At 43.6% G+C, this 24,292-nt stretch carries 20 protein-coding genes; 5 read left to right on the top strand and 15 right to left on the bottom strand.

Going from position 1 to position 24,292, the window contains the following annotated elements:
- Positions 1-120: 120 nt before the first annotated feature.
- The 3 genes from Q0590_RS00780 to Q0590_RS00770 all read right to left on the bottom strand — a co-directional run bounded on the left by Q0590_RS00780 (position 121) and on the right by Q0590_RS00770 (position 3,102).
- Positions 121-1,314: a porin gene (locus tag Q0590_RS00780; RefSeq protein ID WP_302035561.1), complete on the bottom strand. Its 1,194-nt coding sequence runs from the start codon at positions 1,312-1,314 to the stop codon at positions 121-123.
- A 23-nt stretch (positions 1,315-1,337) separates the two neighbouring features.
- Positions 1,338-1,961: a rhomboid family intramembrane serine protease gene (locus tag Q0590_RS00775; protein WP_302035560.1), complete on the bottom strand. Its 624-nt coding sequence runs from the start codon at positions 1,959-1,961 to the stop codon at positions 1,338-1,340.
- Between the two features lie 169 nt (positions 1,962-2,130).
- Positions 2,131-3,102 carry a polyprenyl synthetase family protein gene (locus Q0590_RS00770; protein WP_302035559.1) on the bottom strand — a complete coding sequence of 324 codons (972 nt, stop codon included), beginning with the start codon at positions 3,100-3,102 and terminating at the stop codon, positions 2,131-2,133.
- A gap of 265 nt (positions 3,103-3,367) precedes the next feature.
- Here Q0590_RS00770 and Q0590_RS00765 point away from each other — a divergent pair, with 265 nt between their 5' ends.
- The 3 genes from Q0590_RS00765 (at position 3,368) to Q0590_RS00755 (ending at position 7,691) form a co-directional block, all read left to right on the top strand.
- Positions 3,368-5,737 carry a TonB-dependent receptor gene (locus Q0590_RS00765; RefSeq protein WP_302035558.1) on the top strand — a complete coding sequence of 790 codons (2,370 nt, stop codon included), beginning with the start codon at positions 3,368-3,370 and terminating at the stop codon, positions 5,735-5,737.
- 80 nt (positions 5,738-5,817) lie between these two features.
- Entirely contained in the window at positions 5,818-6,834 is a 1,017-nt protein-coding gene (locus Q0590_RS00760) for a sensor histidine kinase (protein ID WP_302035557.1), read from the top strand.
- Between the two features lie 89 nt (positions 6,835-6,923).
- A complete protein-coding gene (locus tag Q0590_RS00755; protein WP_302035556.1) occupies positions 6,924-7,691 on the top strand; it encodes a LytR/AlgR family response regulator transcription factor in 768 nt (255 codons plus the stop codon).
- Between the two features lie 80 nt (positions 7,692-7,771).
- On the opposite strand, the gene Q0590_RS00750 is transcribed toward Q0590_RS00755, so the two are convergent.
- The 3 genes from Q0590_RS00750 to Q0590_RS00740 form a co-directional block, all read right to left on the bottom strand.
- The gene (locus tag Q0590_RS00750; RefSeq protein WP_302035555.1) at positions 7,772-8,185 is read right to left on the bottom strand and encodes a response regulator; all 414 of its coding nucleotides are present in this window, start codon (positions 8,183-8,185) and stop codon (positions 7,772-7,774) included.
- Entirely contained in the window at positions 8,182-12,036 is a 3,855-nt protein-coding gene (locus Q0590_RS00745) for a PAS domain S-box protein (protein WP_302035554.1), read from the bottom strand. The genes Q0590_RS00750 and Q0590_RS00745 overlap by 4 nt, the downstream gene beginning before the upstream one ends.
- A gap of 225 nt (positions 12,037-12,261) precedes the next feature.
- A complete protein-coding gene (locus Q0590_RS00740; RefSeq protein ID WP_302035553.1) occupies positions 12,262-13,155 on the bottom strand; it encodes a LytTR family DNA-binding domain-containing protein in 894 nt (297 codons plus the stop codon).
- Between the two features lie 214 nt (positions 13,156-13,369).
- On the opposite strand from Q0590_RS00740, the gene Q0590_RS00735 reads away from it, so the two are divergent.
- Positions 13,370-14,551 (top strand): class I SAM-dependent rRNA methyltransferase, encoded by a 1,182-nt coding sequence (locus Q0590_RS00735; protein WP_302035552.1) that lies wholly within the window; start codon positions 13,370-13,372, stop codon positions 14,549-14,551.
- Between the two features lie 14 nt (positions 14,552-14,565).
- Here Q0590_RS00735 and Q0590_RS00730 read toward each other — a convergent pair whose 3' ends face one another.
- The 5 genes from Q0590_RS00730 to Q0590_RS00710 form a co-directional block, all read right to left on the bottom strand.
- Positions 14,566-16,374, bottom strand: a complete 1,809-nt coding sequence (locus Q0590_RS00730; RefSeq protein WP_302035551.1) for a TrkH family potassium uptake protein — start codon at positions 16,372-16,374, stop codon at positions 14,566-14,568.
- Positions 16,355-17,371 carry a bifunctional heptose 7-phosphate kinase/heptose 1-phosphate adenyltransferase gene (locus tag Q0590_RS00725; protein ID WP_302035550.1) on the bottom strand — a complete coding sequence of 339 codons (1,017 nt, stop codon included), beginning with the start codon at positions 17,369-17,371 and terminating at the stop codon, positions 16,355-16,357. The genes Q0590_RS00730 and Q0590_RS00725 overlap by 20 nt, the downstream gene beginning before the upstream one ends.
- An 87-nt stretch (positions 17,372-17,458) precedes the next feature.
- The gene (locus Q0590_RS00720; RefSeq protein ID WP_302035549.1) at positions 17,459-18,670 is read right to left on the bottom strand and encodes a pyridoxal phosphate-dependent aminotransferase; all 1,212 of its coding nucleotides are present in this window, start codon (positions 18,668-18,670) and stop codon (positions 17,459-17,461) included.
- Positions 18,671-18,867: 197 nt separating this feature from the next.
- Positions 18,868-19,473 carry a recombination mediator RecR gene (gene recR / locus Q0590_RS00715; protein ID WP_302035548.1) on the bottom strand — a complete coding sequence of 202 codons (606 nt, stop codon included), beginning with the start codon at positions 19,471-19,473 and terminating at the stop codon, positions 18,868-18,870.
- Positions 19,474-19,775: 302 nt separating this feature from the next.
- Positions 19,776-20,051 carry an ATP-dependent Clp protease adaptor ClpS gene (locus Q0590_RS00710; RefSeq protein WP_302035547.1) on the bottom strand — a complete coding sequence of 92 codons (276 nt, stop codon included), beginning with the start codon at positions 20,049-20,051 and terminating at the stop codon, positions 19,776-19,778.
- Between the two features lie 235 nt (positions 20,052-20,286).
- Between Q0590_RS00710 and Q0590_RS00705 the strand changes: the two genes are divergently transcribed.
- A complete protein-coding gene (locus tag Q0590_RS00705; RefSeq protein WP_302036273.1) occupies positions 20,287-21,756 on the top strand; it encodes a sodium:solute symporter in 1,470 nt (489 codons plus the stop codon).
- 15 nt (positions 21,757-21,771) lie between these two features.
- On the opposite strand, the gene Q0590_RS00700 is transcribed toward Q0590_RS00705, so the two are convergent.
- From Q0590_RS00700 to Q0590_RS00685, 4 genes are all read right to left on the bottom strand, one after another.
- Positions 21,772-22,686: a DUF2279 domain-containing protein gene (locus Q0590_RS00700; RefSeq protein WP_302035546.1), complete on the bottom strand. Its 915-nt coding sequence runs from the start codon at positions 22,684-22,686 to the stop codon at positions 21,772-21,774.
- Between the two features lie 149 nt (positions 22,687-22,835).
- Entirely contained in the window at positions 22,836-23,168 is a 333-nt protein-coding gene (locus tag Q0590_RS00695; RefSeq protein ID WP_302035545.1) for an MGMT family protein, read from the bottom strand.
- Between the two features lie 24 nt (positions 23,169-23,192).
- Positions 23,193-23,714 (bottom strand): anti-sigma factor family protein, encoded by a 522-nt coding sequence (locus Q0590_RS00690; protein WP_302035544.1) that lies wholly within the window; start codon positions 23,712-23,714, stop codon positions 23,193-23,195.
- Complete coding sequence (locus Q0590_RS00685) at positions 23,711-24,280, bottom strand: RNA polymerase sigma factor (protein WP_302035543.1); 570 nt, start codon at positions 24,278-24,280, stop codon at positions 23,711-23,713. Before Q0590_RS00685 ends, Q0590_RS00690 begins: the two co-directional genes overlap by 4 nt.
- Positions 24,281-24,292: the final 12 nt, after the last annotated feature.

Raw genomic sequence — 24,292 nt, 5'->3', positions numbered from 1 at the left:
TATTCAGTATTCCTTGTTCCAAATTCGTTATTCAGCCTCATTTTGCATGTAGCTGTATGTACCCTGCACTTCAATTATTGGTTCATAAGCAAGTATTCCTTACTCATTCTTCCTTACTCATTATATCCCCACTTCTACCTGGAAGCGGAACAGCCATCCATCTTTGGAGTTTAAGATATCATTTTTTAGGAGTACATCCTGGTAGGTAAGATCAGTCTGAAGTTTTACCCGGTGCCAGCGAACGTACCTGGTGGCCGCCAGTGTATATTGCCGGGTAGCCGTAGTAGCTACTTCCAGTTCTTTATCCGGAGTAATAGCCGTATACCTGGCGGCAAACTCTAAATAGACAGGCAACATATAGCTGGCTTGTATATTTAAGCCAGTGCCTTCATATACATACCGTAGGTCGTTGTCGGCGTTATAGGTGAGTGGGTTGCTGGCATCCCGCTTGATGTATTCGGCATACAAGGCAAAGCCACTATATTTAAATAAAATATCGCTGATAAATGTATTAATATCTGATATGCCATAAAGTTTTTCGCCAATCTGTCCGCCGGCCCGCACAGCATCTTCATTGAAAGAATAAGCAGCGGCTATGGAAAGTTTGGGTGATTTTTCCCGTACCCAATCTCCTTCAAAATAGTCGCCCCGTAAGGTAAAATCACCGAAAGGCAGAAGTTCAACTTTACCGGTATAAGCCAGGCCTGCATTACTCACATCAAAATTCCGCCCTTTACCTGTAGAGATAGCACCCATCAGGTTATATCTTACACCACCTTTGAATTTATTGCGGTAATACACAAAAACTCCGGCATCGCGGTCCAGGTTGAAGGTGGCATTAGACAGAGACCGGTCAGCGAATTGTTGTTCACCTGAAGAAATAACCCGTTGCCGGTTTCCAGGCAATTTAGTTAAGCCCATGCCAAGCTCCAGGTTACGGGTAGGTTTATAGAATATTACTGCATCGCGGAGCACGTTATAAAATCCGGAGTTTTCTATGTCGGCATCACCCCGGGCAAAACCCAGCTGGAACTGATAGGTTAAGTTTTTTCTACCCAGATAGCCAAATGAACGCAGGCGCATCCGCCTCACCAGAAAGGTCTTCCGGTTAATGTTTCCCGAAGCATCCGAGCCAAGCTCAAAGCGGTTTTGCATCCGGAACCGGAAATTGATCTGATAGGTACTGTCTAAACTGGCAATATTTATTCCGTCCGTTTCATGCAAGAGCAGACTGGCTTCATCCTGATCGTTGGTTTGGGCAAAAATTCCAGGAACACCAATAGAAAAAAACAGTATAGTAAGTAAATATTTCATGGTAGGCTAAAATCGGATGCAAGTTACTCAATCAAGCGCCAGCCTGCTACCTGGTTGAAAAAATGCATAACTACAGATGGCATCGTAATGACACTGAATACAATGCCGAATATAGCACCGAATAAGTGGGCATCGTGGTTAATATAATCGCCGCCTCGCTTGGCCTGCATATACGAATACAACATGTAGATAGCACCAAAAATGAAGCTGGGCAGGCAAAATACAAAATACAGGCAGATTTTTTCGGTAGGATAAAACAGAATAGACGAGAAAACCACTGAAGCAACGCCTCCGGAAGCACCCAGTGAGTTGTAATGCGGATGGTTTCTGTGCTTCAGGTAGGTAGGAATGTCAGATGCAATAATGCCCAGTACGTATAGCCCGACATACAAAACAGCACCTAGTTGGCCAAAAGCCATGATATATGTCTGCTCAATGAGTTCGCCGAAAAAGTACAAGGCGAACATATTGAAAAACAAGTGCATATAATCGTTGTGGATGAGCCCGGAGGTAAGTAGCCGATGGTATTCCTTGCGGCGTTGCACGGTATATGGATTAAGTATCCACTTCTGAAAAATGGTCTGGTTATTCCAGGCATAGAGGCTGGCAATAACGGTAATACCTATAATAATAAGCGTAATGCTCATGAAGCAAAGGGAAGATTAGTATGTATTGAAAATGAAGCTGCGGTTACAGGTACGCAAAAGTAGCACAAAATACGCAAGATTACGCAGGTAAAAGAAAGGCTTGCCTTAAAAGTTACGTCTATTTTTAGAAAATTACCGCAGCTACTGCCACATAAGCAGTCAGGGTTGCTTAGTTTTCACGGGCAATAATTTGCTCAATAAACTGTTTTAATGCTTCTTTTTTGGCTGTATTGGCATGAAGTCTATCCAGACAGAACATTCCTAAAGCAAAATATTCATTCATTTTATTCTCAGCAATCTGTCGGATATCCAGCCGTTCGTAAATAGCTGTTATAGCTTTTACTTTTTCTTCCGGAACAAAAGAGGGCTGATTCAGCCAGTAGGTCAGCTCTTCTAAGTCCTGCTCTTGTGCTTCTTGCAGAGCTTTAATCAGCAGAAAAGTTTTTTTGTTAGCCATAATATCGCCGCCAACCTGTTTGCCTACTTTGGCCTGCTCCCCAAATACATCCAGCAGGTCGTCTTTTAGCTGAAAGCCAATGCCTATACTTTCACCCAGCTCGTAAAGCAACGTGGTATCTGTATGATCTGCCCCCACCATTAACCCGCCTAGTTCCAGGCTAAAACCTAGCAAAGCCGCTGTTTTCAGCCGGATCATTTCCAGGTAATCTTCTTCTGTTACACCGGGTTGTTTTTCAAAGTTCATATCTAGCTGTTGGCCTTCGCAAACTTCGGCAGCACAGCGGTTAAACCGCCGGATAACCTGTGCCAATTGCTGGGCAGGAAGTTCAAGGAGCAACTCATACGCATTTACCAGCATTACATCACCAGAGAGAATAGCCACATTGTTGTTCCATTGGGTATGCACAGTAGGTTTACCCCGCCGCAGAGGGGCGGCATCCATAATATCGTCGTGCATGAGGGTGAAGTTGTGGAATACTTCTACGGCTAACGCCGGCTTGGCATACCGTTGCCAATCATCTGTATATAAAGAAGTTGCCAGGAGGGTAAGCACCGGGCGAAGCCTTTTTCCGCCCAAAGACATCATATACCGGATAGGTTCATATAGTTCCGGCGGGTGCTGTCCGTATTGCAAAGCAGCAATCTCCTGATTAATTTTAGTGGCTATCTGGTTAACGTCCATGCCCAATAATAATTGATTCAGCTGTGAAATAATACATTTCTCCGGGAATTGACAAACGAATTGTGATGAAAAGCAAATTCTACCATTCCGTAGCTATGCGTTACGAATACAGCTGTTCCGATTATAACCGCATTGTTTCCCTGCCCATACTACGGTTTGGCCTTTTGTTCATACGGTTTGTAGGAAGGCTACTACGGTTCACCCTCTTTAATATATTATTCATGAGCCGCATGTATGATATTTATCTGGTAAACGCCACAAACCTATGAATAAACTTGTTTTCTTTCTCATCCTGTCGCTGCTTTGCCATGTAGCCATGGCCCAATCAGGCACGCAAACCATCAAAGGTGTACTTACCGATGCCCAATCGAAATATCCGTTGATCGGGGCAAACATTGTTGTTATAGGCACCCAACCTCTAATTGGGTCGTCAACAGATGTCAATGGCCATTTCAAGCTTAGTAATGTTCCACTGGGTAGGCAGGCCATTAAAGTATCCTATTTAGGGTATCAGGACAGGGTGTTGTCTAATATACTGGTAACATCCGGCAAAGAAGTGGTAATTTCTGTAGAGCTGGAAGAACAAGTAGTAACTACCGCTGAAGTAACAGTAACGGCTAAACGCTATAAAACAGAAACCAATAATGAGTTTGCTACCTTGAGTGCCCGCTCGTTCGATATTGAAGAAACTTCCCGGTATGCTGGCAGCCGCAATGACCCAGCCCGGATGGCAGCCAACTTTGCGGGGGTAAGTGGGGCAAATGATGCCCGGAATGATATAGTGATCAGGGGTAATTCTCCCTCTGGTTTGCTATGGCGGCTGGATGGCATAAATATTCCCAATCCAAGTCATTATGGAGCTTTAGGTGCCACTGGCGGACCGGTAAGTATGCTCAACAACAATGTGCTGGACCGGTCTGATTTTATGACAGCCGCTTTCCCAGCCCAGTATGGTAATGCTATTGCCGGGGTATTCGACCTGCAACTGCGCAATGGCAACAAAGATAAACGGGAATACCTGGGTCAGATTGGCTTCAATGGATTTGAGGTGGGCATCGAAGGGCCTTTCTCCAAAAACAGCCGGGCTTCTTATCTGGTAAACTACCGCTACTCTACCTTAGGAGTGTTCCAGGCATTGGGTATTGACTTTGGTACCGGTGCGGCCACTCCACAATATCAGGACTTAAGCTTTAAAATAGATATACCCACCTCTAAGGCAGGAAGATTTACCGTGTTTGGTCTGGGGGGCACCAGCCGGATTAAGTTCCTGGGAGACGATATAGATACTACCTCCTCTACTAACTTATTTGGGGAAGAAAGCCAGGATTCCTATTCTGACTTCCGAAATGGGATAATAGGGGCTTCGTATACCTATTACCATAATTCTTCTACCTATTCTAAAATTGCTGTTGCGGCCTCTACTAACTGGCAGAGCTATAAAGAAGATTCGTTAAGTCTGGAAGACAGAAGCCCTTTTCGCCGGGTAGAGGCCGCTTATACACAAAATAAATATTCAATTAACTATTTAATTAATAAGAAGTTTAACGCCAGAAACAGTGCTACTCTAGGCTTGATTAGTGATTTGTATGACTTTGTGCTTACCGAGCGGTCGTTGGTTACTCCCACCGAATTCCGCGATGTACGCAATAGCCAGGGAAACAGCCTGCTCACCCAAATTTACGGACAAGGGCAGCACCGCTTTACTGACTTGCTTACGTTGAACGGTGGAGTAAACGTACAGCATTTTTCCCTGAGCAACAGTTTAGCAGTAGAGCCCAGACTTGGCCTGAAATACCAGTTTGCGCCTAAACAATCGCTGAATTTTGGCTATGGCTACCACAGCCAGATGCAACCGCTGCTTACCTACTTCAATCAGACCCGCTTGGCTGATGGAAGGGTGTTGCTCACCAATAAAAACATGAACTTTACCCGCAGCCAGCATCTGGTACTGGGTTATGACCGTATGCTCAGCGATAATTTGCGCCTGAAAGTAGAGACTTACTACCAATATATTACCAAAGCGCCTGTAGAGCAACGGATTAGCAGCTTTTCTATGCTAAATGCCGGAGCCGATTTTTCTATGCCAGAGGAAGACAGTTTAGTAAACCGGGGCACTGGCCGTAATTACGGAATAGAGCTTACCCTGGAGAAATTTTATAGCAGTGGCTATTACTTTCTGTTCACCTCTTCGCTCTTCGATTCTAAATATAAAGGAAGCGACCAGGTATTACGCAATACAACCTTCAATGGCCAATATGTGGTAAATCTGCTGGCAGGAAAGGAGTTTAAAGTAGGGAATAAAAATAATGTATTTAATATTGACTGGAAGTTAACCACTGCCGGTGGCCGCCATGTAACACCCATAGATCTTGAAAAATCAAGACTTGCCGGGGAGGCTGTATATAGACAAGACGTTGCTTTTTCTACACAGCTTAGCAACTACTTCCGCACTGATGTAAAATTCTCTTTCCGCATGAACCGTCAGAAAACCACGCACGAATTTTCCCTGGACTTGCAAAACCTAACCAACAATAAAAATGTGTTTACCCAGCAGTACAATGCCCGGACCAACAGAATTGCTACTGAGTACCAGATTGGGTTTTTTCCCATACCACAATACCGGCTGCTGTTTTAACTTGAACAGCCATTACTTATAACAAGCCGCTTTTGAAACGTTTTGAAAATTAGTAACTTACTTCTCGAACATATATAGGTATGATGAACGATAAATGGGCCAGACTTATTGGTATACCGCTGATTAGTCTGATAATTCCGCTGATACAGGATTCTGAAGAAATGCTTGCCTTTAACCAGGTGTCGCTGCAGCATTTTATTGCCTGCCTGGTGTTTACAACGGCTATGTGGGAGGGGAACCGGTTTATTTTTATTCTCATGCGGCGAAAATATGCCGGGTATCAGCAGACTAGGAACCGGATTATTGTACAAACGATTGCAAGTCTTTTATATACCATCGTTGCTTCCACTACACTCACGTTCTTGTTAAGCGTAACAATCAAGCATTGCGAGTTTAATCAGGCAAACATTATTGGTGGTATTATCACCAGTATTATTCCTACGTTAATGGTCACGTGTGTCTACGAAAGTGTGTACTTTTTTGAGCAATGGAAAAAACATATTCAACGGGCAGAAGCATTAGCCAGAGAGAATATTCAATCGCAGCTGGAAGTACTCAAAAGCCAGATAGACCCGCATTTTTTATTTAATAGCCTCAACACGCTGGCGGCCCTGATAGACGATACCAACGAACCTGCCCAGAAATACCTGGAGCAATTATCGGATGTGTACCGCTATGTGCTGCTGAGCAAAGACAAAAACACTGTAACCCTGGAAGAAGAGATGAAGTTTGTGGAGTCGTATAGTTACCTGATTAAAGCCCGCTTCCGGGAAAACGTACAGATAGATAACCAGATTTCAGCTGAGTACCACAAATACATGGTGCCTCCTTTAACGTTACAGATGCTGGTAGAAAATGCCATTAAACACAATATTATCTCTAAAGATAAACCGCTTACTATCCGGATTGTTTCGGACAACAATGAGTATCTGAGTATTGAGAATAATATTCAGGAAAAATTAACCTTTGAAAAGTCGACAAAAGTTGGGCTGCAAAATATTATCAACCGGTATAATTTTCTGACTCCAAAAAAGATAGAAATCCTTACTAACAATCAGATCTTCTCAGTAAAAATACCGCTGCTGGGCCAGGTCTGAACAAAACCTTGCCGGCTAAGCCCTGTTTGATCAAATCTTAAAGGTAGGCCGTTTGCTTGCTAGTTTATAGTTGGATTCTGAAAATTTCCATGAAAGCATTACTTATTGAAGATGAATACCCGGCAGCAGAAAGGCTGCAAAAGTTAATTGCCAAAGCAGATAAAGATATTGAAATTTGTGGCGTACTCGACAGTGTAGAAGGTTCACTAAAATGGCTGGCTGCCAACCCGGCACCAGACCTCATTTTCTCAGACATTCAACTATCTGACGGAATAAGTTTTGAGATATTTGAAAAAGCCCTTATCAGCAGCCCCATCATTTTTACTACCTCCTACGATGAATATGCCATAAAAGCGTTTAGAGTAAAAAGTATCGACTATTTGCTGAAACCCATTAAGCAACAGGAACTGGAACAAGCCCTGCAGAAATACAAAGAACTTATGCAGGAGTCACGGAAACCCGATCATGCATTAAAGCTGGAATCTTTACTGGATGTGTTGCCAGTGAGCCAGAAGAAGTTTAAAACCAGGTTTCTGGTTAAAAGCCGGGAGCAGCTTATTCCGGTGTTTGAAGAGCAGATAGCCTATTTCCAGACAAGCAATGAACTGGTGCTTCTGGTGAAACGGGATGGCAAAAAGTACCTGATCGATTATACCCTGGAGCAACTAGAAAAACTATTGAACCCGGAAAGCTTTTTCCGCCTTAACCGCCAGTTTCTGGCGCATCTGTCGGCTATACAGGAGATACATACCTATTTTAATGGCAAACTGAAACTGGAACTAAGTCCCAAGGCTACCGACGAGGTAGTAGTCAGCCGCGACAAAGCCGGACCTTTTAAAACATGGCTGGAAGGATAATCCGCGAACAAACCTGCTTAAGTCATCAAATAGCCTAAAAAAGCTTCTGCAACATAAACAGGCTTGTAAAAAATCGTTTGTTACACATTATAGGTTTTTGAGAGCAAATGCCGTATGCTGTCTTCTGTTAATGGTTTTTCAATGTAATAGGTTATATCATAGGTCTTAGCCTTCTCAATATCTTTAGGGTTGTTGGAAGTAGTAAGCAAGACAACCGTGATGGGGCTATCTGGGTTATGTAGCTTATTGAGCCGTTGTAGTTCGTCCAGCAGTTCAAACCCATCCATTATCGGCATGTTAATATCTAAGAAAATCAGCTCCGGGCAGTCTTCATTGTGTTGCAAACATAGTTCATTGATGTAGTCCAGGGCTTCCTGTCCATTTTTCTTTACAATAATGGCATCTGCTACCTGAAGGTCTTCCAGAATCATTTGTGTTAAAAAATTACTTGTCGAGTCGTCGTCAACCAGCAAAATCTTATTCAGTTTTCTCATAAGAGTTTAAAATACATGTTAAATGTAGTGCCCTTTCCAGGTTCACTTTCTACTTCTATTTTTCCGCCGTTGTTTTCAATAATCCGTTTTACAATATACAAACCTATGCCGGAGCCTTCTACATGGGTATGTACCCGCTTAAACATCAGGAATATCTTCTCTATCTGGTCGGCCTGAATACCGAGTCCATTATCTGCAAAAGAAAGCAGAATATAAGAATCTTGTTGTATAGTCCGGATATTAATTTGCACCCGCCTGTCTGGTGAACGGTATTTTAGGGCATTGGTTAAAAGATTGTATAAGATACTGCGGATGTTTTTACGCGCAAACCGGATAGTGGGTACTTCAAAATGGGCCTGAATAGAAGCATCCGATTCGGCAATGAGCTGGGCTACATCTGTTTTTACATCCCGCAGGGCTACCTCCAGGTCTACTGGCTCTGCTTCTGCATGCAGTTCTTTTTGTACTTTGGTAATCTCGGTTAAATCGACAATAGTCCGTTTGAGCTTGCCTACTGAAACACCTATTAATTCAATAATTCTTTTTACCGGAGCCTGTAGCTTAGTATCCATTTTCATCTCCAGTAAGTTAATCAGGCCTTCCAGGTTGGAAATAGGCGCTTTCAGGTCATGAGAGGCCGTGTAAATGAAGTTGTCCAGGTCGTTATTAATGCGGTTGAGCTCCTGATTTTTCAGCGACAATTCCTGCTGCGAACTTTCCAGCCTGGCTACAGCTTCAATCTGGTCGTGTATATCTGTGCAGGTACCAAACCATTTAATAATATTACCCTCTATATCGCGGATGGGCAAAGCTCTGGCCAGAAACCAGCGGTAGGTACCATCGTGTTTTCTGAAACGGTATTCCATCTCATAACTGTTGCCAGAAGCTAAAGAATGATTCCAGACTTCCTGGGTGCGGCCGTAATCGTCGGGGTGCAGCACCAATGACCATCCTTTGTTTTTGCTTTCCTCATAGCTTAAGCCAGTATAGTCGTACCAGCGCTGGTTAAAATAATCGTGGTTACCATTGGCTTCTGTTCGCCAGACAATCTGTGGAATAAACTCTGCCAGGAACTGGAATTGCCGGCGGGCTTCGGTTAAGGCTTCCAGGGTAAGTTGTTGCTCATGAATATCTGTGGTGGTACCAAACCATTTTATTATTTCATTTTGCTCATTTTTGTAAGGAATAGCATTCATAAATACCCAGCGGTACTCATCGGTATTGCGCAGCATGCGGAATTTGAGTAAAAACTCAGTACCCATGCGCACAGTTTTGGCCCATGAGTTGGCTACCAGCGGCAGATCTTCCGGATGTATAACTGTTGCCCATTCGTTGGGTTTGCCTGCGTCAAAATGGAGTCCGGTAAAGTCTGTCCATTGTTTGTTGAAGTAATCTACCGATCCATCGGGTGTGGCTGTCCATACAATATGCGGAATGGAATCGGCCATAAACCGGTAGCGTTCTTCGCTTACCTGCAGGGCTTCCTGGGCGGCTATTTGCTGGGTAACATCTTCGTGTTGTATAACGGCATGGGTTACTTCTCCTTTGGAGTTTTTGATTGGGAAGATAGTCACTACCAGATGGATAGACCTGCCGTTAGGAATATTGACATGTGAAACCTGGCTTATATTGTATTTGCCACTGAACCTGGCCATTTTTCCTTCTGTGAAAACAGCCGCTATATCTTCGAAAAAAGGCTGGCTCTGGAGCACATCATCTTTCAGAATATTGTATTTACCAATGCCCAAAGTAGCATCTGTAATACCAAAAAGCTTCATACATGCTTCATTTACACGTATCTGCGTTCCCTGTGCATCGGATATCCAGGTGGAAATAGGGCTCTGGTCTATTATACTAGATAAGAAAATCTCGCTTTCTGCCAGTTTTTTGTTAAGTTCTATGGATTGTTCCAGCGCATGGCGAAGTTCTTCTTCGCTTACCTGCAATTCCAAGGTGCGTTCTTTTACCTTTGCTTCCAGCTGGCTATTTATTTTAACCAGCGTTTCCTCGGCTACTTTCAGTTCTTCCAGGGCCTGGCTGAGTTTCAGGTTTTTGTCGTGCAGAGCTTCTTCTGTTTTTTTTAATTCCGTAATGTCCTGCCCCGTACCAGTCATTTTTATCAGCTTTCCCTGCGGGGAAACAATGGCTTTCCCTCTGGCCTGAAGCCAGTGTGTTTTTCCGGTTTTGCTAATTATCCGGTGTTGAAAAATAAATGGCTGGTGTGTTTCAAAAGTCCGGCTAATGGTTTGATGGGTAAAATCTCTGTCTTCGGGATGTACATGAGCCAGAAATTCATCGTAGGTTAATCCTTCTATATCCAGTGGATAGCCATAAATCCGTTTCAGTTCAGTCGACCATATTATCCGGTCTGCTTCAATATCCCACTCCCAGCTGCCTACATGGGCAATGGCCTGCGATTCTACCAACATGGCTTCACTTCTGATAAGCTTTGCCTGCGCTTCCTTGCGGTCAGTAATATCATGCATAACGGCTACGGCTCCCAGTATTTTTCCGCTGCTAGTAATAATTCTGGTGCCATCGCACAGCACCATTTTTGGTTTGCCTTCGGCAGGCACTATTTTCATCTCCAGGTTAGAAACAGATTCTCCTTGCAAGGCTCTATACAAGGGAATATCTTCTTGTTTGAGAGGCGTGAGGCCGTCGGGATAATACAAACTGTAATACGTGGCCCACTGGTCTGGGGGAATAGGTTGCTCAGGTAATCCATGAAATAATCTGGTGGCTTTGTTAAAAAAAGAAAGAATGCCTTTTTCGTCACAAGCAACTATGCCATCCGAAATATTCTCAAGCACGGCCTGAAAATACTCCCGTTCTCTTTCCAGGCTTGCTTCTATCTCTTTCCGTTTGCTGATGTCTCGTGAGGCCACCTGAAACTCTGTAATGTGCTTGCCGGCTACATCGCGCACGGCATGGCAAACAGATTCTATCCACTTATAGGTTTTTTGTTTCGTACCCGTCCGGTATACGATGGTCAGGTAGGGTTCGCCTGATTGCTGCAGTAAGGCTGCAAAACTCTGCTCAACTATAGCAACGTCTTCCGGATGTATAAAATCAGACGGATGTTTACCTATTATCTCTCTGGGGGGGTAACCCATCACGGATTCGCAGGAAGGGGAAATGTACACATAACAACCATCCGGCGAATGGGTAGAGATAACATCGGAGGCATTTTCGGCCATCAACCGGAATTTTGCTTCACTTTGCCTGAGGGCATCTTCTATATCTCTGCGCAGGTAAATTTGTTCAATCAGTTCTTCATTAACGGCTTCGTATTCTTCCTGGCTTTCTTTCAGATCTTCGTTCAAGGTCTGCAATTCTTCCTGATGGGCTTTTAATTCTTCGTTGGCCACCAGCAGTTCATTCTGCTGAATATCTATAAAGGTAGTGAAAGCTGCCTGCTGCACCAGGCTGTAAAATTCTTCCAGTTCCAGTGTAATGAGTATTATCTGATCGGCATCCCGGGTGTAGCGGGGTAAGAAACTATAGAGGAGTTTTTTCTGAATACTATAGGAAATAACCAGGTCAGCGCCTTTTACCTGCTCTCTACTCACATCGGGCAATTCATTTTTCTGCCACTGTTGTATAGCTTCAAAGGCTTGCTGCAAGGCCTGTTCTTCTGTTATTCCCTTCAGAAATTGTTGCAGGCCTGCCAGCGTAAGGTTGTATAGTTCTGCTTCAGGCAGATGCCCGAACAGATTTAATAAAGGTAGTTTATCTCTTTTTGCCAATCTCAGATTTTCATCTGCCAGCTGGGGCAAGTAATGGTCCAGCAGAAACTGGGCATATGCCTTTACTTGTGGCAAGGGATAACTATCAGGAAATACATACATAGTATATTCTAAATGGATAGAATTTTTTCTAAAAACCTTAAATATAACTAAGCTTTAGGTAATGCTGTTAACGGGAAAAATAAATTTAGTGGTTACACGGCTATACGTTGTACAACTGGAAGGGCATGAGAAAACATACCAGCTGCACGAGAGGTAATTTTTATGGATATAGCTAATCAAAAAGCAGGTATAAACGCCTCCACCGGGCGCTGAAAGATTCAGGTATTAGATTTTTTTTCCTAGCCATTCTTTAAATTCGTGCGCTTTCCGCTTGTTTACAAATACATCGTGCTGGAAGGCAGGGGAAAGTTCAACCCGGAGCTTTCCGTTTAAATCCTGGCGGCATTGTTTAATTGCCTGAATATTTGCCAGTATTTGCTGGTTGATGCGGAAAAATAAGGCTGGGTCTAGAAATAATTCCAGATTTTCCAAAGATGATCGGGAATGAAAAGCGGTTCCGTCAAAGAGAATGACATGGCTTTGACCTTCCAGAAAAAAGATATAGGCCACATCTTCTGCTAAAACTGGCACAGAGGTATTTTCAAAATTGACGATCAGGTGTTTCTGGTAATAGGTGGCAGAAAGCTCACTGTGCTCGTTATATAACTTATCCAGTTTTAATTTTTCAGCTACGCGGATGGTCTCTTCCAGTTGCATTTTTAAGCTGTGTACCAAGGCCCGGTGGTATTTTGCCAGATACATACCTGTATACACCAGATTTAGCAGCACTACAAAACCTGCCAGAATGGGAACATTGAGGGTGTGTAAAGACGTGAGGTGAAAATTTTCTGAGTACCCATACGAAAGTATGTGATGCACATAGGTAATAGCCAGCAGCAAAATAACTGAAACACCAGTAACCAGGCTCAGTTGCATTACCAGCCGCAAACCTGCTTGTTTAACCCAGGAGTAGCGACGGTCCAACAGTTGAATAATAGCCCGGTTAGTTTCCCATAAAACCAGTACCATCAATACACTCCAGCTAAGTTCCAGGTAAAAATTGCTACTGGCAACCAATTCGGAAATAGGTTTATAGAGAGCAAAATCCCTTACAAACAAGGCTGTAAGAGGTATTGCTATAATCCGTAGCCATATATCTGGATAGTGAGTCTGGCGCATACCATCAAATTTAATAATTACTGGTGACAGTGTAAAGAGTAAACATGAATAAAGCAAATTTAATATTGTCCGAAGTAGCGTAAGGGCTACCTTTCTCGCCTGAGGCCGGTTATATTTTTCATCCTGGCGTACTTTAAGCTTAGATTGCCTGGTAATCTTTCCTAGACGTAGGAAGCTTTCCGGGGTTTCAGTTTTTTAGATACCTTTGCAAGCTATGTACAAAAACCTGATCCTAAAATCTGGCCGCGACCGCTCTATTCTTAATCGCCACCCCTGGGTATTTTCGGGAGCTATCAAAACAATGCCTTCCGCGGAAAATGGCGATATTGTTGCCGTACGGGATAATCAGCAAACCTTGCTAGGCTACGGCTACTTTTCGCCTCAAAGCCAGATCACCTGCCGGATGTTTGAGTTTACCAGTCAGGAAATGGATTTTAGCGCCGCTCCGTACTGGCATCAAAAGATTGAAAAAGCTTATCAGTTGAGAAAGTCACTGGTTACCGGCCCGCATACCAATGCTTACCGTCTTTTACATGCCGAAGGTGATTTTCTGCCAGGTATCATTGCTGATATATATACGGATATAGCTGTGGTTCAGTTATTAATAAAAGGTACAGAAAAAGTTTTACTCCATTTGATGAGTGGCTTGCAAGCGTTAGGAATTAAACATATTTACCTGAAAAATAAGCACAGTCCGGGTTTCCGGGAAGAAGTAGTTACCCCTAATGGATTTCTGACAGGTGAAGAGGCCGGCTTGCATGTAGTGATACAGGAAAATGGCTTACAATTTTCGATTGACATTGAAAAGGGCCAGAAAACAGGTTTTTTTATAGACCAACGCGATAACCGCGACCTGCTGAGAAAGTATACTGCCGGAAAAAGGGTATTAAATGCTTTCAGCTACACAGGTGGGTTTAGTGTATATGCCCTGGCCGGGAGAGCTACTCTGGTGCATTCGGTAGATATTTCCAAAGATGCCACCAGCATTTGCGATGCAAACGTAGCATTAAATTTCGGCCCTGCAGCTGCACACCAGTCCATAACAGCCGATTGTTTTGATTATTTGCGCCATACTACCGAAGCCTATGATGTAATGGTGTTAGATCCGCCGGCCTTTGCAAAAAATGCGAAAGCGGTGCCCAATGCTGCCCGTGGCTACAAAGACCTGAATATGACGGCATTCAAAAAGATACGGCCTGGTGGAATACTCTTTACTTTTTCCTGTTCTCAGAATATAGACAAAGACTTGTTCAGAAAAATTGTATTCTCAGCGGCGGCAGATGCCGGGCGTAACGTACGGATTCTGCATCAGCTGACTCAGCCAGTAGATCATCCGGTAAACATCTTTCATCCGGAAGGCGAATACTTAAAGGGACTGGTGCTGCATGTAGAATAAGCTCAGCAACTGAATTATCCTACCATCAGGTGAGCGTCCGGATAGCGGTAAGCATTGCTGATAACCGGGCGGCTCAATGCCAGAGCTAAGGTAATTGTACCTACCCGGCCAATAAACATGGTAGCAATAATAACAATGCGGCCAACAGTAGAGAGCTGTGGGGTAACTCCGGTACTTAAGCCCACGGTAGCAAAGGCAGAAACTTGCTCAAACAACAGATCAATACTTTCTTGCTCTGGCTCTGTAATAGAGAGAATAAACACACCCAGAAAAATGTAGGCTGCAGCAAACGTAATTACTGAATAGGCCTTAAATAAAGTCTCCATGGGAATGGTGCGCTTATCAATGGATATTACTTTTTTCCCTTTAATGGTGGATAGTACAGATACTGCAATCAGCAAGAAGGTAATTGTTTTTATACCACCTCCGGTAGACCCAGGCGATGCACCAATAAACATCAGAAACATCATCATGATCATGGTAGGGTTTTCCAGCTTGGTGAAGTCTACGGTGTTAAATCCGGCTGTACGGGTAGTTACTGACTGGAAAAAAGAAGTGATCAGGGATTCCAGGATGTTCATGCCTGCCAGGGTATTATCCTTCTCAAGGAAAAAATAGAGCACCATGCCAAATATATTCAGCACAATAGCCGTATAAATGGCCAGTTTGGTGTTTAACCGCCAGTCTTTCCAGGGCATAGCCAGCCTTTCACGCAAGGCCCGGATAGAAAAAACATCCATGATGGGTGAAAAACCTAAGCCGCCAAAAATGATAACACCTGCAATGACAATATGTAATATATACGACTGGCGGACGGGAGCTTCGTATAAGCCATTGGTATATAAACTAAAGCCGGCATTACAAAAAGCAGAGATGGAATGAAATATTGAGTAAAAAATCTTGTCGCCCAGGTTTTCGAATGGAACTTCCGGCCCCCAGGTGACAAAAACCGCTAAAGCGCCCATACCTTCTATAAACAACGTAAGCAAGATAATTTGCTGAAGCAGACCTCTGGAAGAAAACAAAGATTCGCTGCTCAAAAAATCCTGTATCGCCGACTGGTGTTTAATGCCTACTCCTTGTTTGAGTATGGTTGCAAAAAAAGTAGTGAAGGTGAGCATACCCAGCCCGCCAATCTGGATTAGGGTAAGAATAATCAGCTGTCCTTTGTTTGTAAAGTAGGTAGCCGTATCTACTACAATTAATCCGGTAACGCAGGCTGCACTTGTAGCGGTAAATAACGCATCCAGTAAAGGCATACCACTGGGAGTATTGGTCATGGCAGGCAGCATCAGCAACCCTGCCCCGGTTACTATTAATAAAATAAAACTACCAATAAACAAGGTAGAGGGTTTAAGCCGGTTCAGGGGTAAGCGGATACTGGCTTTGCTCACTTCCAGACCAATAAGGGTCAGGAGAAAAATGGTGGAAACAATTTCATGGAAAGCATTGTAGTTTTTTATGCCCAGCCACAAAGAAGTTTGATATAAAATACTGAAAGCAAATACATTTGTAATAATGCCATTGATTACCAGCAGAAACATAATAACGGCCTCTGTGCTTGTTCGTTGAATGAATGCCCGCCGTTGGAACGAATACAGCAGCCTTATGGCATAAATAATTACAAAAACCAGGTAAACTAGGTCTATTAGTTTAAAAATGCGGGAAGTTTCCTCCGTTGATAGGTTGAAGCCGTAGCCATACACCAGCAAGCAGGCAGCTAACGTAGAGTTAATATACGTTACTATCTTGAGCAGGAAATAGACCCGGTCTTTGCTACTGTACAGTAGCCGGTTGAGCCTTTCAGTAGTTAGTTGCTGCATACTTTGCAAATAAATTATTGCCCAGCGCCTCTTCCAGCAGGCTTTGCTTGTTAATAGGTACAGCTCCTAAGTATTCACAAACCAAGCCTCCGCCTAGGTTAGCAAGCCCGGCTATAAATAGAGGAGAAAGTTGCAGCGCCAGACAAATAGCGGCTATACTCACCACGGTATCGCCTGCTCCGGACACATCGGCAATTTGACGAATGTGCGCCGGAATCAAGTGTTTTTGTTCAGCAAAATCGATATACACGCCTTTTTCTGAAAGGGTAACCAGGACAGACGTTAATTGTAGTTTTTCTTTCAGTACGCGTACGGCTTGTTGCAATTCTTCCGGATGTGCACTGTCAAAATCTATTTTCAGCCCTTCTCGTAACTCTTTTAAGTTAGGTTTAAATAGTGTAACACCAGCGTAATTGAGAAAATTACGTTTTTTAGGATCTACTACTGTGGGGATGTGGTGCTTGTTGGCAAAGGTTACTATTTCTTCTATCAGTTCTTTGCTAATTACCCCTTTGTCATAATCTTCAAAAATAATAACCTGGCATTCTAACGCCAAGAGTTTAATTCTATTGATTAGTTCCTTCCGCTCGTCTGCGTGAATAGGATAATCTACTTCAGAATCTATTCTGAGCAGGTGTTGCGAACCGGAAATAATCCGGTGTTTGGTGGTGGTGGTGCGGCTTTTACTTTGAATGATTCCCTCAGCAGAAAGATTGTTTTTTTGAAGCAAATTCAATAGATCTTGTCCATCAGCATCTGTACCAATAACCGAGCACAGCAGGGGAGTGGCACCCATTGCCTGCACGTTTACCGCTACGTTGGATGCACCACCCAGTCTTTTTTCACGTTGCTGAACGTGTACGATGGGAACTGGTGCTTCCGGAGAAATACGGTCTACTTTTCCCCAAAGGTAAGAGTCTACCATTACATCGCCGATAATCAATACTTTCAGCTGGTTAAAGGCCTCAAATATGTCTTCTAGAGAGTGGAATTGCATGAATATAATTGGCTGATTATATAATAGGCTACCGGGCCCATGAGTCAGCAACAACCCTACTCATTAACCCGGTAGCCTATCAGCACATTAGTTAAGTTGGGCTAATGCCTCTTTTACCCGGCGCAGAGCTTCTGTCAGGCTTTCGTCTGACGCGGCATACGAAATACGGATACAGTTAGGGGCTCCAAAGGCATCGCCAGTTACTAAGGATACATATACTTTGTTTAGAATATACATACACAGATCATCGGCAGTCTGGATGGTGGTTTTTCCATCGGTTTTGCCAAAATAGTCGCTCACGTCTGGAAACACATAAAAGGCGCCTTTCGGAGTGAAGGTTTTTATACCCGGAATTTCTTTCAGCAGACTCAAAACCAGATCTCTGCGGCGCAAATAGGCCTGAGCCATTTCGCGGGTAGGCGCCATATCACCTTTGATAGCAGCTACAGCGGCTTTCTGCGCAATAGAGCAGGTACCAGAAGTTATCTGGCCTTGCAATTTGTCGCAGGCGTCGGCAATCCATTTGGCAGCCGCCATATACCCAATACGCCAGCCAGTCATGGCAAATCCTTTAGACACGCCATTGATGGTAATAACCCGGTCTTTAATAGCCGGAATAGAACCTATGCTGAAATAATCTGGCTCATAATTGATGTATTCGTAAATCTCGTCTGCTATTACAAAGATATTATCGTGCTTGGCTACTACTTCTGCTATTTCCCGTAGTTCTTGTTCTGTAAATACAGAGCCGGTTGGGTTGCTGGGCGAAGAGTACATAATTACCTTTGTACGCGGCGTAATAGCTTTTTCCAGCTGATCGGCCGTTACTTTGAAATCATTCTCGAATGGACCTTCCAGCAATACTGTTTCGCCTTCTGCCAGCTTTACCATTTCGCTATAGCTCACCCAGTACGGAGAAAATATAATTACTTCATCCCCAGGGTTTACCAGGCACATTAATGCATTGGCCAGGGATTGCTTGGCTCCGGTAGACACTACAATGTTTTCTGCTTTCCAATCTATGTTGTTTTCCTTACGCAGCTTCTCAGCAATAGCCTGGCGAAGTTCAGCAATACCAGAAACTGGTGTATAAAAAGAAAATCCTTCGTCAATGGCTTTCTTAGCGGCGTCTTTTATATGCTGAGGAGTTTGGAAGTCAGGCTCGCCGATGCTGAGGTTGATCACCTGGTGTCCTTGGGCGGCTAGCTCACGGCTTTTTTTGGACATGGCCAGGGTTTGTGACTCTGACAAAGCGTTAATTCTGTCAGACAACAATGTTAGGTCTTTTGTTAGGGACATGGATTTGGTAGTTAAACTTCCAAAAGTACGGATTTGCCCAGGAACATGCCAAGTTATTTTGATAAAATAGTTGAACAGTGGGAATAATTAGTTCTACGAGCTTTCAGGCAGAAAGAAAGTAAAAAGAAACGGCCTCACTAGAGATTCCTCTAAGAAGCCGTTTCTTGTATCTGCAAGGATGAAATATGTGAAGCTACCTACAACTCATACGCTGTACGGCGGACAATGCTGCGGCCAAGGGTGATTTCGTCGGCATATTCCAGTTCGCCCCCAACGGGTATGCCGCGGGCAATAGTGCTGATGCGGATGTTATAAGGTTTGAATTTTTTAGTCAGGTAAAAAGCCGTGGTATCGCCTTCCATGGTAGGGCTCAGCGCCAGGATAATCTCTTTTACTTCCGACTCCGGAATACGTTTTACTAGTGACTCTATATTCAGATCAGACGGGCCCACTCCTTCGATAGGAGAAATAATGCCACCCAGCACATGATACAGGCCTTTGTATTGTGCGGTATTTTCTATGGCCAGTACATCGCGGGTATCTTCTACCACACAGATAATAGATTTGTCTCTGGAGCTACTGGCGCAGATGGCACAGGTATCCGTATCAGCAATATTGTGGCAATGCCGGCAATACTGAACATGCAACCGCATGTTGGTAATGGCTTCTGCCAGAGATACGGTATGTTCTTCGTCTTTTTTGAGTAAGTGCAACACTAGCCGCAAGGCCGTTTTTTTACCAATACCGGGCAGTTTGGCCATTTCGCTCACTGCATTTTCTATCAGCTTAGAAGGAAAATTCATATAGGTGTATATAGTCGATAGTCCACGGTCCATTGGGTACAAGAGTAAGGCTAATGGTCAACTTACTCCGGGTTTATGGACTTTGTTAAATTAATTTATCAGGCTTCAGAAGGCAAAAATCTGCATTCTGTTCTGAAATATACAACAAAAATAAACAGCATATAAATCCATACAAAGCAAGTTTCTCCTGTATGAAACGCTGAATAATTTGCCAATGCCTGATAAGCAAAAAGAGCTGCCTTACGCATCAGGTTCAGCTAAACTAAGTTGCCCTCACCGGCCAACACAGGATAGGCCGTGGATTAAATTACTTCCGCTGAAATACCTCTCTGGCAAATAGCATTGCGCATAGGGGCTAGTTCCTCAAAGGAGCCTATTTTTACTGTACATTTGCCTTTAAAGTGGATAATAAATGTACATTGTTCTGCTTGCTCTGGGGTGTGTTTGCAGATTTTGATTAAGGTATTAATTACGTGGTCAAAGGTGTTGACCTCATCATTAAACACAACAAGGTCATGCAGGTCAGTAGTGACAACATCTTCCAGAATTTCTACATCCTCTTCCTGAATTGTTTGCATAAACGTTTTGGGTTTGAAGCCTGTAAAATTACTAAAATTTACTGAATCTTTGCCGGTAATGTTACACGAAAACCTGATTGCTTCCAGATAAATGTAAGAAAAGAGTGGTTTGTTAGTAATTGAAAAGCCACAATTAGTTTCTGCATTACAGATAACCCAACCAAGACCGGCAGTTTTTGCATACTTACTGTATGAAAGCAATATTTTGTTACTTTTGTTTATGAATCCAACGGTAATCAATCCTTATGTTATAGTAAGTATATTAGTAGCCTATTTTGGCGTGTTGATGGTTATTGCTTACTTCACCAGCCGCAATGCGGATACGCAGACTTTTTTTACAGCAAATAAAAAATCGCCCTGGTATCTGGTTGCCTTCGGGATGATTGGCACGTCGCTGTCTGGCGTTACGTTTATTTCGGTGCCTGGCAATGTAGGCAATACCCAGTTTGCTTACTTTCAGTTTGTATTAGGCAACCTGGTGGGCTACCTGGTGATCGCTACTGTTTTAATGCCTTTGTACTACCGCTTGAATCTGGTTTCCATTTATACCTATCTGGAGCAGCGCTTTGGTTTCTGGTCATACAAAACAGGTTCTTTTTTCTTTTTGCTTTCCCGCACCATCGGGGCCGCTTTCCGCTTATTTCTGGTGGCAGCGGTGTTGCAGATAGGTGTATTTCAACAGTGGGGAATTCCTTTTTCGGTGAATGTGCTGATTACCATTTTCCTCATCTGGATCTATACCTTTCAGGGGGGAATTAAAACTATTGTATGGACGGATACCTTTCAGACCTTCTTTTTAGTTTCGGCAGTCGCTATTAGTGTGTACCTGATTTCTAAAGAACTGGGCCTGTCTCTGGGGCAAATGGTGGCTACGGTGAGAGAAAGTGAATACGGGCAAATATTTCATTGGGACCCCAAGAGCAGCAAATATTTCTGGAAGCAATTTATAGCCGGAGCCTTTATTGCCATAGCCATGACTGGCCTGGACCAGGATCTGATGCAGAAGAACCTTACGTGTAAAAACCTGCAGGATGCCCAGAAAAATATGCTGTCCTTCTGTACGGTGTTTGTGGTGGTAAACCTGTTGTTTCTTACGTTAGGTGCCTTACTTTACTTATTTGCCGAAAGCCGCGGAATAGCCATACCCGGGCGCACCGACTACCTGTATCCTACGCTGGCCTTAAAATCATTTGGTTTGCTGGCGGCTGTGTTTTTTTTGCTGGGTATTACGGCTTCATCCTATGCCAGCGCCGACTCGGCCCTGGCTGCTCTCACCACGGCTTTTTGTATAGATTTCCTGAACTTTGACAAGCGTACAGAAGAGGATCGTAAGAAAATAAAATTCCGGGTGCATGTGGGTTTTTCGGTCTTACTTTACCTGATTATCCTGATTTTTGAGGCGTTAAATGATGAAAGTGTAGTAACGGCTGTGTTTACTGCTGCTGGTTATACTTACGGGCCGCTGCTTGGCTTGTTTGCGTTTGGTATGCTTACCAGGTTGCCGGTGAGAGACCGCTTTGTTCCCTTGATATGTGTTATTTCACCGATTCTTTGCTACATCATCAACAAAAACTCTGAAGCCTGGCTAAACGGATACCGCTTTGGCTTCGAAATCCTGATTCTCAATGGATTTTTAACTTTCCTGGGTTTGCTGCTATTATCCAAGAAACGGGTAGCCGAACCGGAAGTAATACCCGGCGAGTAAGTAGCCGAATTCTTGTTAAAAATACAGCAAATGTCCTTTTAATTTTCCTCCGGAGGTGATTTCTAATGCAGGAAAAGGTAGCTTGATAAAAAACATGCCTTTCAATACTTTATTCAATACCCGGCTATTGGTTTTGATCTTTGTCCAGTCTACATCCAGCGAGAGGATAAATTGCCTTTCGCGGGCTGTTTGCGGAATGTCTACTCCCCGGTAATAGGTTTTATTTTCAAACTCGCCAAACATCCCATTCGCACTATACCCCAGGGAAATACTGGCCCAGTCAGGTAATTTATTTTTCAGCATAAACTTATTCATGGGTACACTCAGCCAGTAAGTATGTCCATTGTAATCGTAAAATAAACTTTGTAAGAACGTATTCCCTAAGTAGCCATTGGCCTGCTTCGCATACGGAGACTGCCAGAAACTGAACTTCATTTTAGCTATCTGCTCATCAAACAGCAGTTCTTGCCCAATGACTAAGGCAGATCCGGCTGTATTAGCAATCATATCTCCCCAGGAAAATCCCCAGCCTTCGTACATGCCATCAAATACTTCGATAGGTGTTTGCAATACAATACCCAGCGTGGCTCCATAAAGTAAGGCATGTTTTTTCTTTACTCCGGCACCCCGCAACAAGTGGTAGCCTGTATAACTTTCCAGATACGAGCCGAACATATGGCCGAACTTATCTATTTGCAGATAGCCTGCATTATCGTTATAGAATTGGAAGGGAACCCGTTCACTATCTTTGTACCAGATAAATTGCAGATAAGACATACTGCCCAGATACAGTGCACTTTCTGTAGCAATAATGGGTAGCAGTTTGCCTTTATTTACTGAGCTTGAATCTCTGCCAACAGGCTTTGTTTGTGCCTGCAAAGGACTACTACTGAACACGAATAGAAAAAAGAGGATGTATAGAATTCTCATTGAACTGTATAACTACATATAAAGGCTGAAAGCTTTTTTTATGTAGTTATACCAAGTGATGTAACCACTTAGCAATCAATATTTATTGTCTTGAATACATATGGGTTACAGAAGAACAAACAAGCGAAATATTTCTGTGTAAAACAACTTCAAAGCAACTCTTTGGCCGGATACCAGGCAAGTTTATCGAAATTCTGAATCTGGTCGTTTTCTACAACAATGCCTTCTGCTTCCAATAATTGCTGCATGGCCTGGGGAGTGGCAAAGTGGTGTTTGCCGGTAAGCAAGCCTTGCCGGTTTACCACCCGGTGGGCTGGTACATCCGAAGTACTATGGGCACTATTCATGGCCCAGCCTACCATGCGGGCAGAACTTTTTGTGCCTAAATATTCAGCAATGGCTCCATAGGTGGTAACCCGGCCCTTGGGTACCAGCCGTACCACCTCGTATACATCAGTAAAAAAGTTTTTATCCAGTGGCATGTGTTTTAAAATGGGTTAATAAGCTTATTTCACAACCCGGTTAAATCTTTTTCTGAAAAAAGGCTGCAACACGGCTTTATCCAGCAGCAGCAGGGCTAGTGCGGTATTCACCAGTAAGAACAGATTAACCAGCCAGGAATTTTCCAGCAAAGGCTGCAAGTTAACAGAAGGTAGCTGAAATTGAAAAGGTATAGTCTCCGTACCAGAGCCAAAAGTCAGCCAACCGGCAGCATACCCGGCAAACAGTAGCATAGAGAATACAAAAACTACCCCAAAAGGTGCCAGCATCAGCAGATAGGTTTTCCACTGTGATTTCCGTTGCAGCACCGGAGCTACCTGTAGCTTATCCATCAGCTTCTCTGTAAAGTCAAGGGATGGGCTTTCGATGGGTAATTGCTGCAACTGCAAATCTATGGCTCTTAGATCTTTGTATGAGGCCATGCAAGCCGCACACGTATGCAGATGCGCTTCAAAGGTATGTTTTTCTTCTGCGGAACATTCGCCATCTAAAAGGCGAAAAAGTTCTTCGTCTGTTAAGTGTTTCATAACAGGGTGTTTACTTCGTGTTTCAATAATCGGTTCAATTCGTCAGCCAGCCTTTTACGAGCCCGGTGAATTTTTACTTTGGCCGTGTTTACCGAAATGCCGGTTATTCCTTCAATCTCTTCCAGAGAAAACTCTTTCAAATAGAATAAGGTCAGCATGGTAACATCATCGGGGGGTAGCTGATTCATGGCTTTTTGCAGGTACATCCGTTGTTCCTGTAATCTCACTTCGTCGCCAGCGTCGGTGAAACCCAGGCGGGCCAGCTGGAAATCTTCTAGGCCTTCGGCTACTAGCTTTCTCTTGCGTTTGTGCCCGGCAGCGGCATTAAATACAATGCGGTAAAACCAGGTGGTAAATTTGGCTTCCCGGTTAAAACTGCCTAAGGCACGAAATGCACTCATGAATGCATCCTGGGCTACTTCTTCGGCATCTTCCCGGCTGCCGAGTATGCGGTAAGCAACCGTAAAAGCATACTCCTTATGCCGGTTAATGAGAGCCCGGTAAGCAAATTGATCTCCTGCCAGGATGCGATCAATCAAAGCCAGATCTTTTTCATTGTCATGCACAGAACATTAGAG

Origin of the sequence: Rhodocytophaga aerolata (assembly GCF_030503435.1) — a bacterium.
GTDB classification, from domain to species: Bacteria; Bacteroidota; Bacteroidia; order Cytophagales; family 172606-1; genus Rhodocytophaga; species Rhodocytophaga aerolata.
Note: the sequence above shows the minus strand (reverse complement) of the source record. Positions and strands in the feature narration are given on the sequence as shown.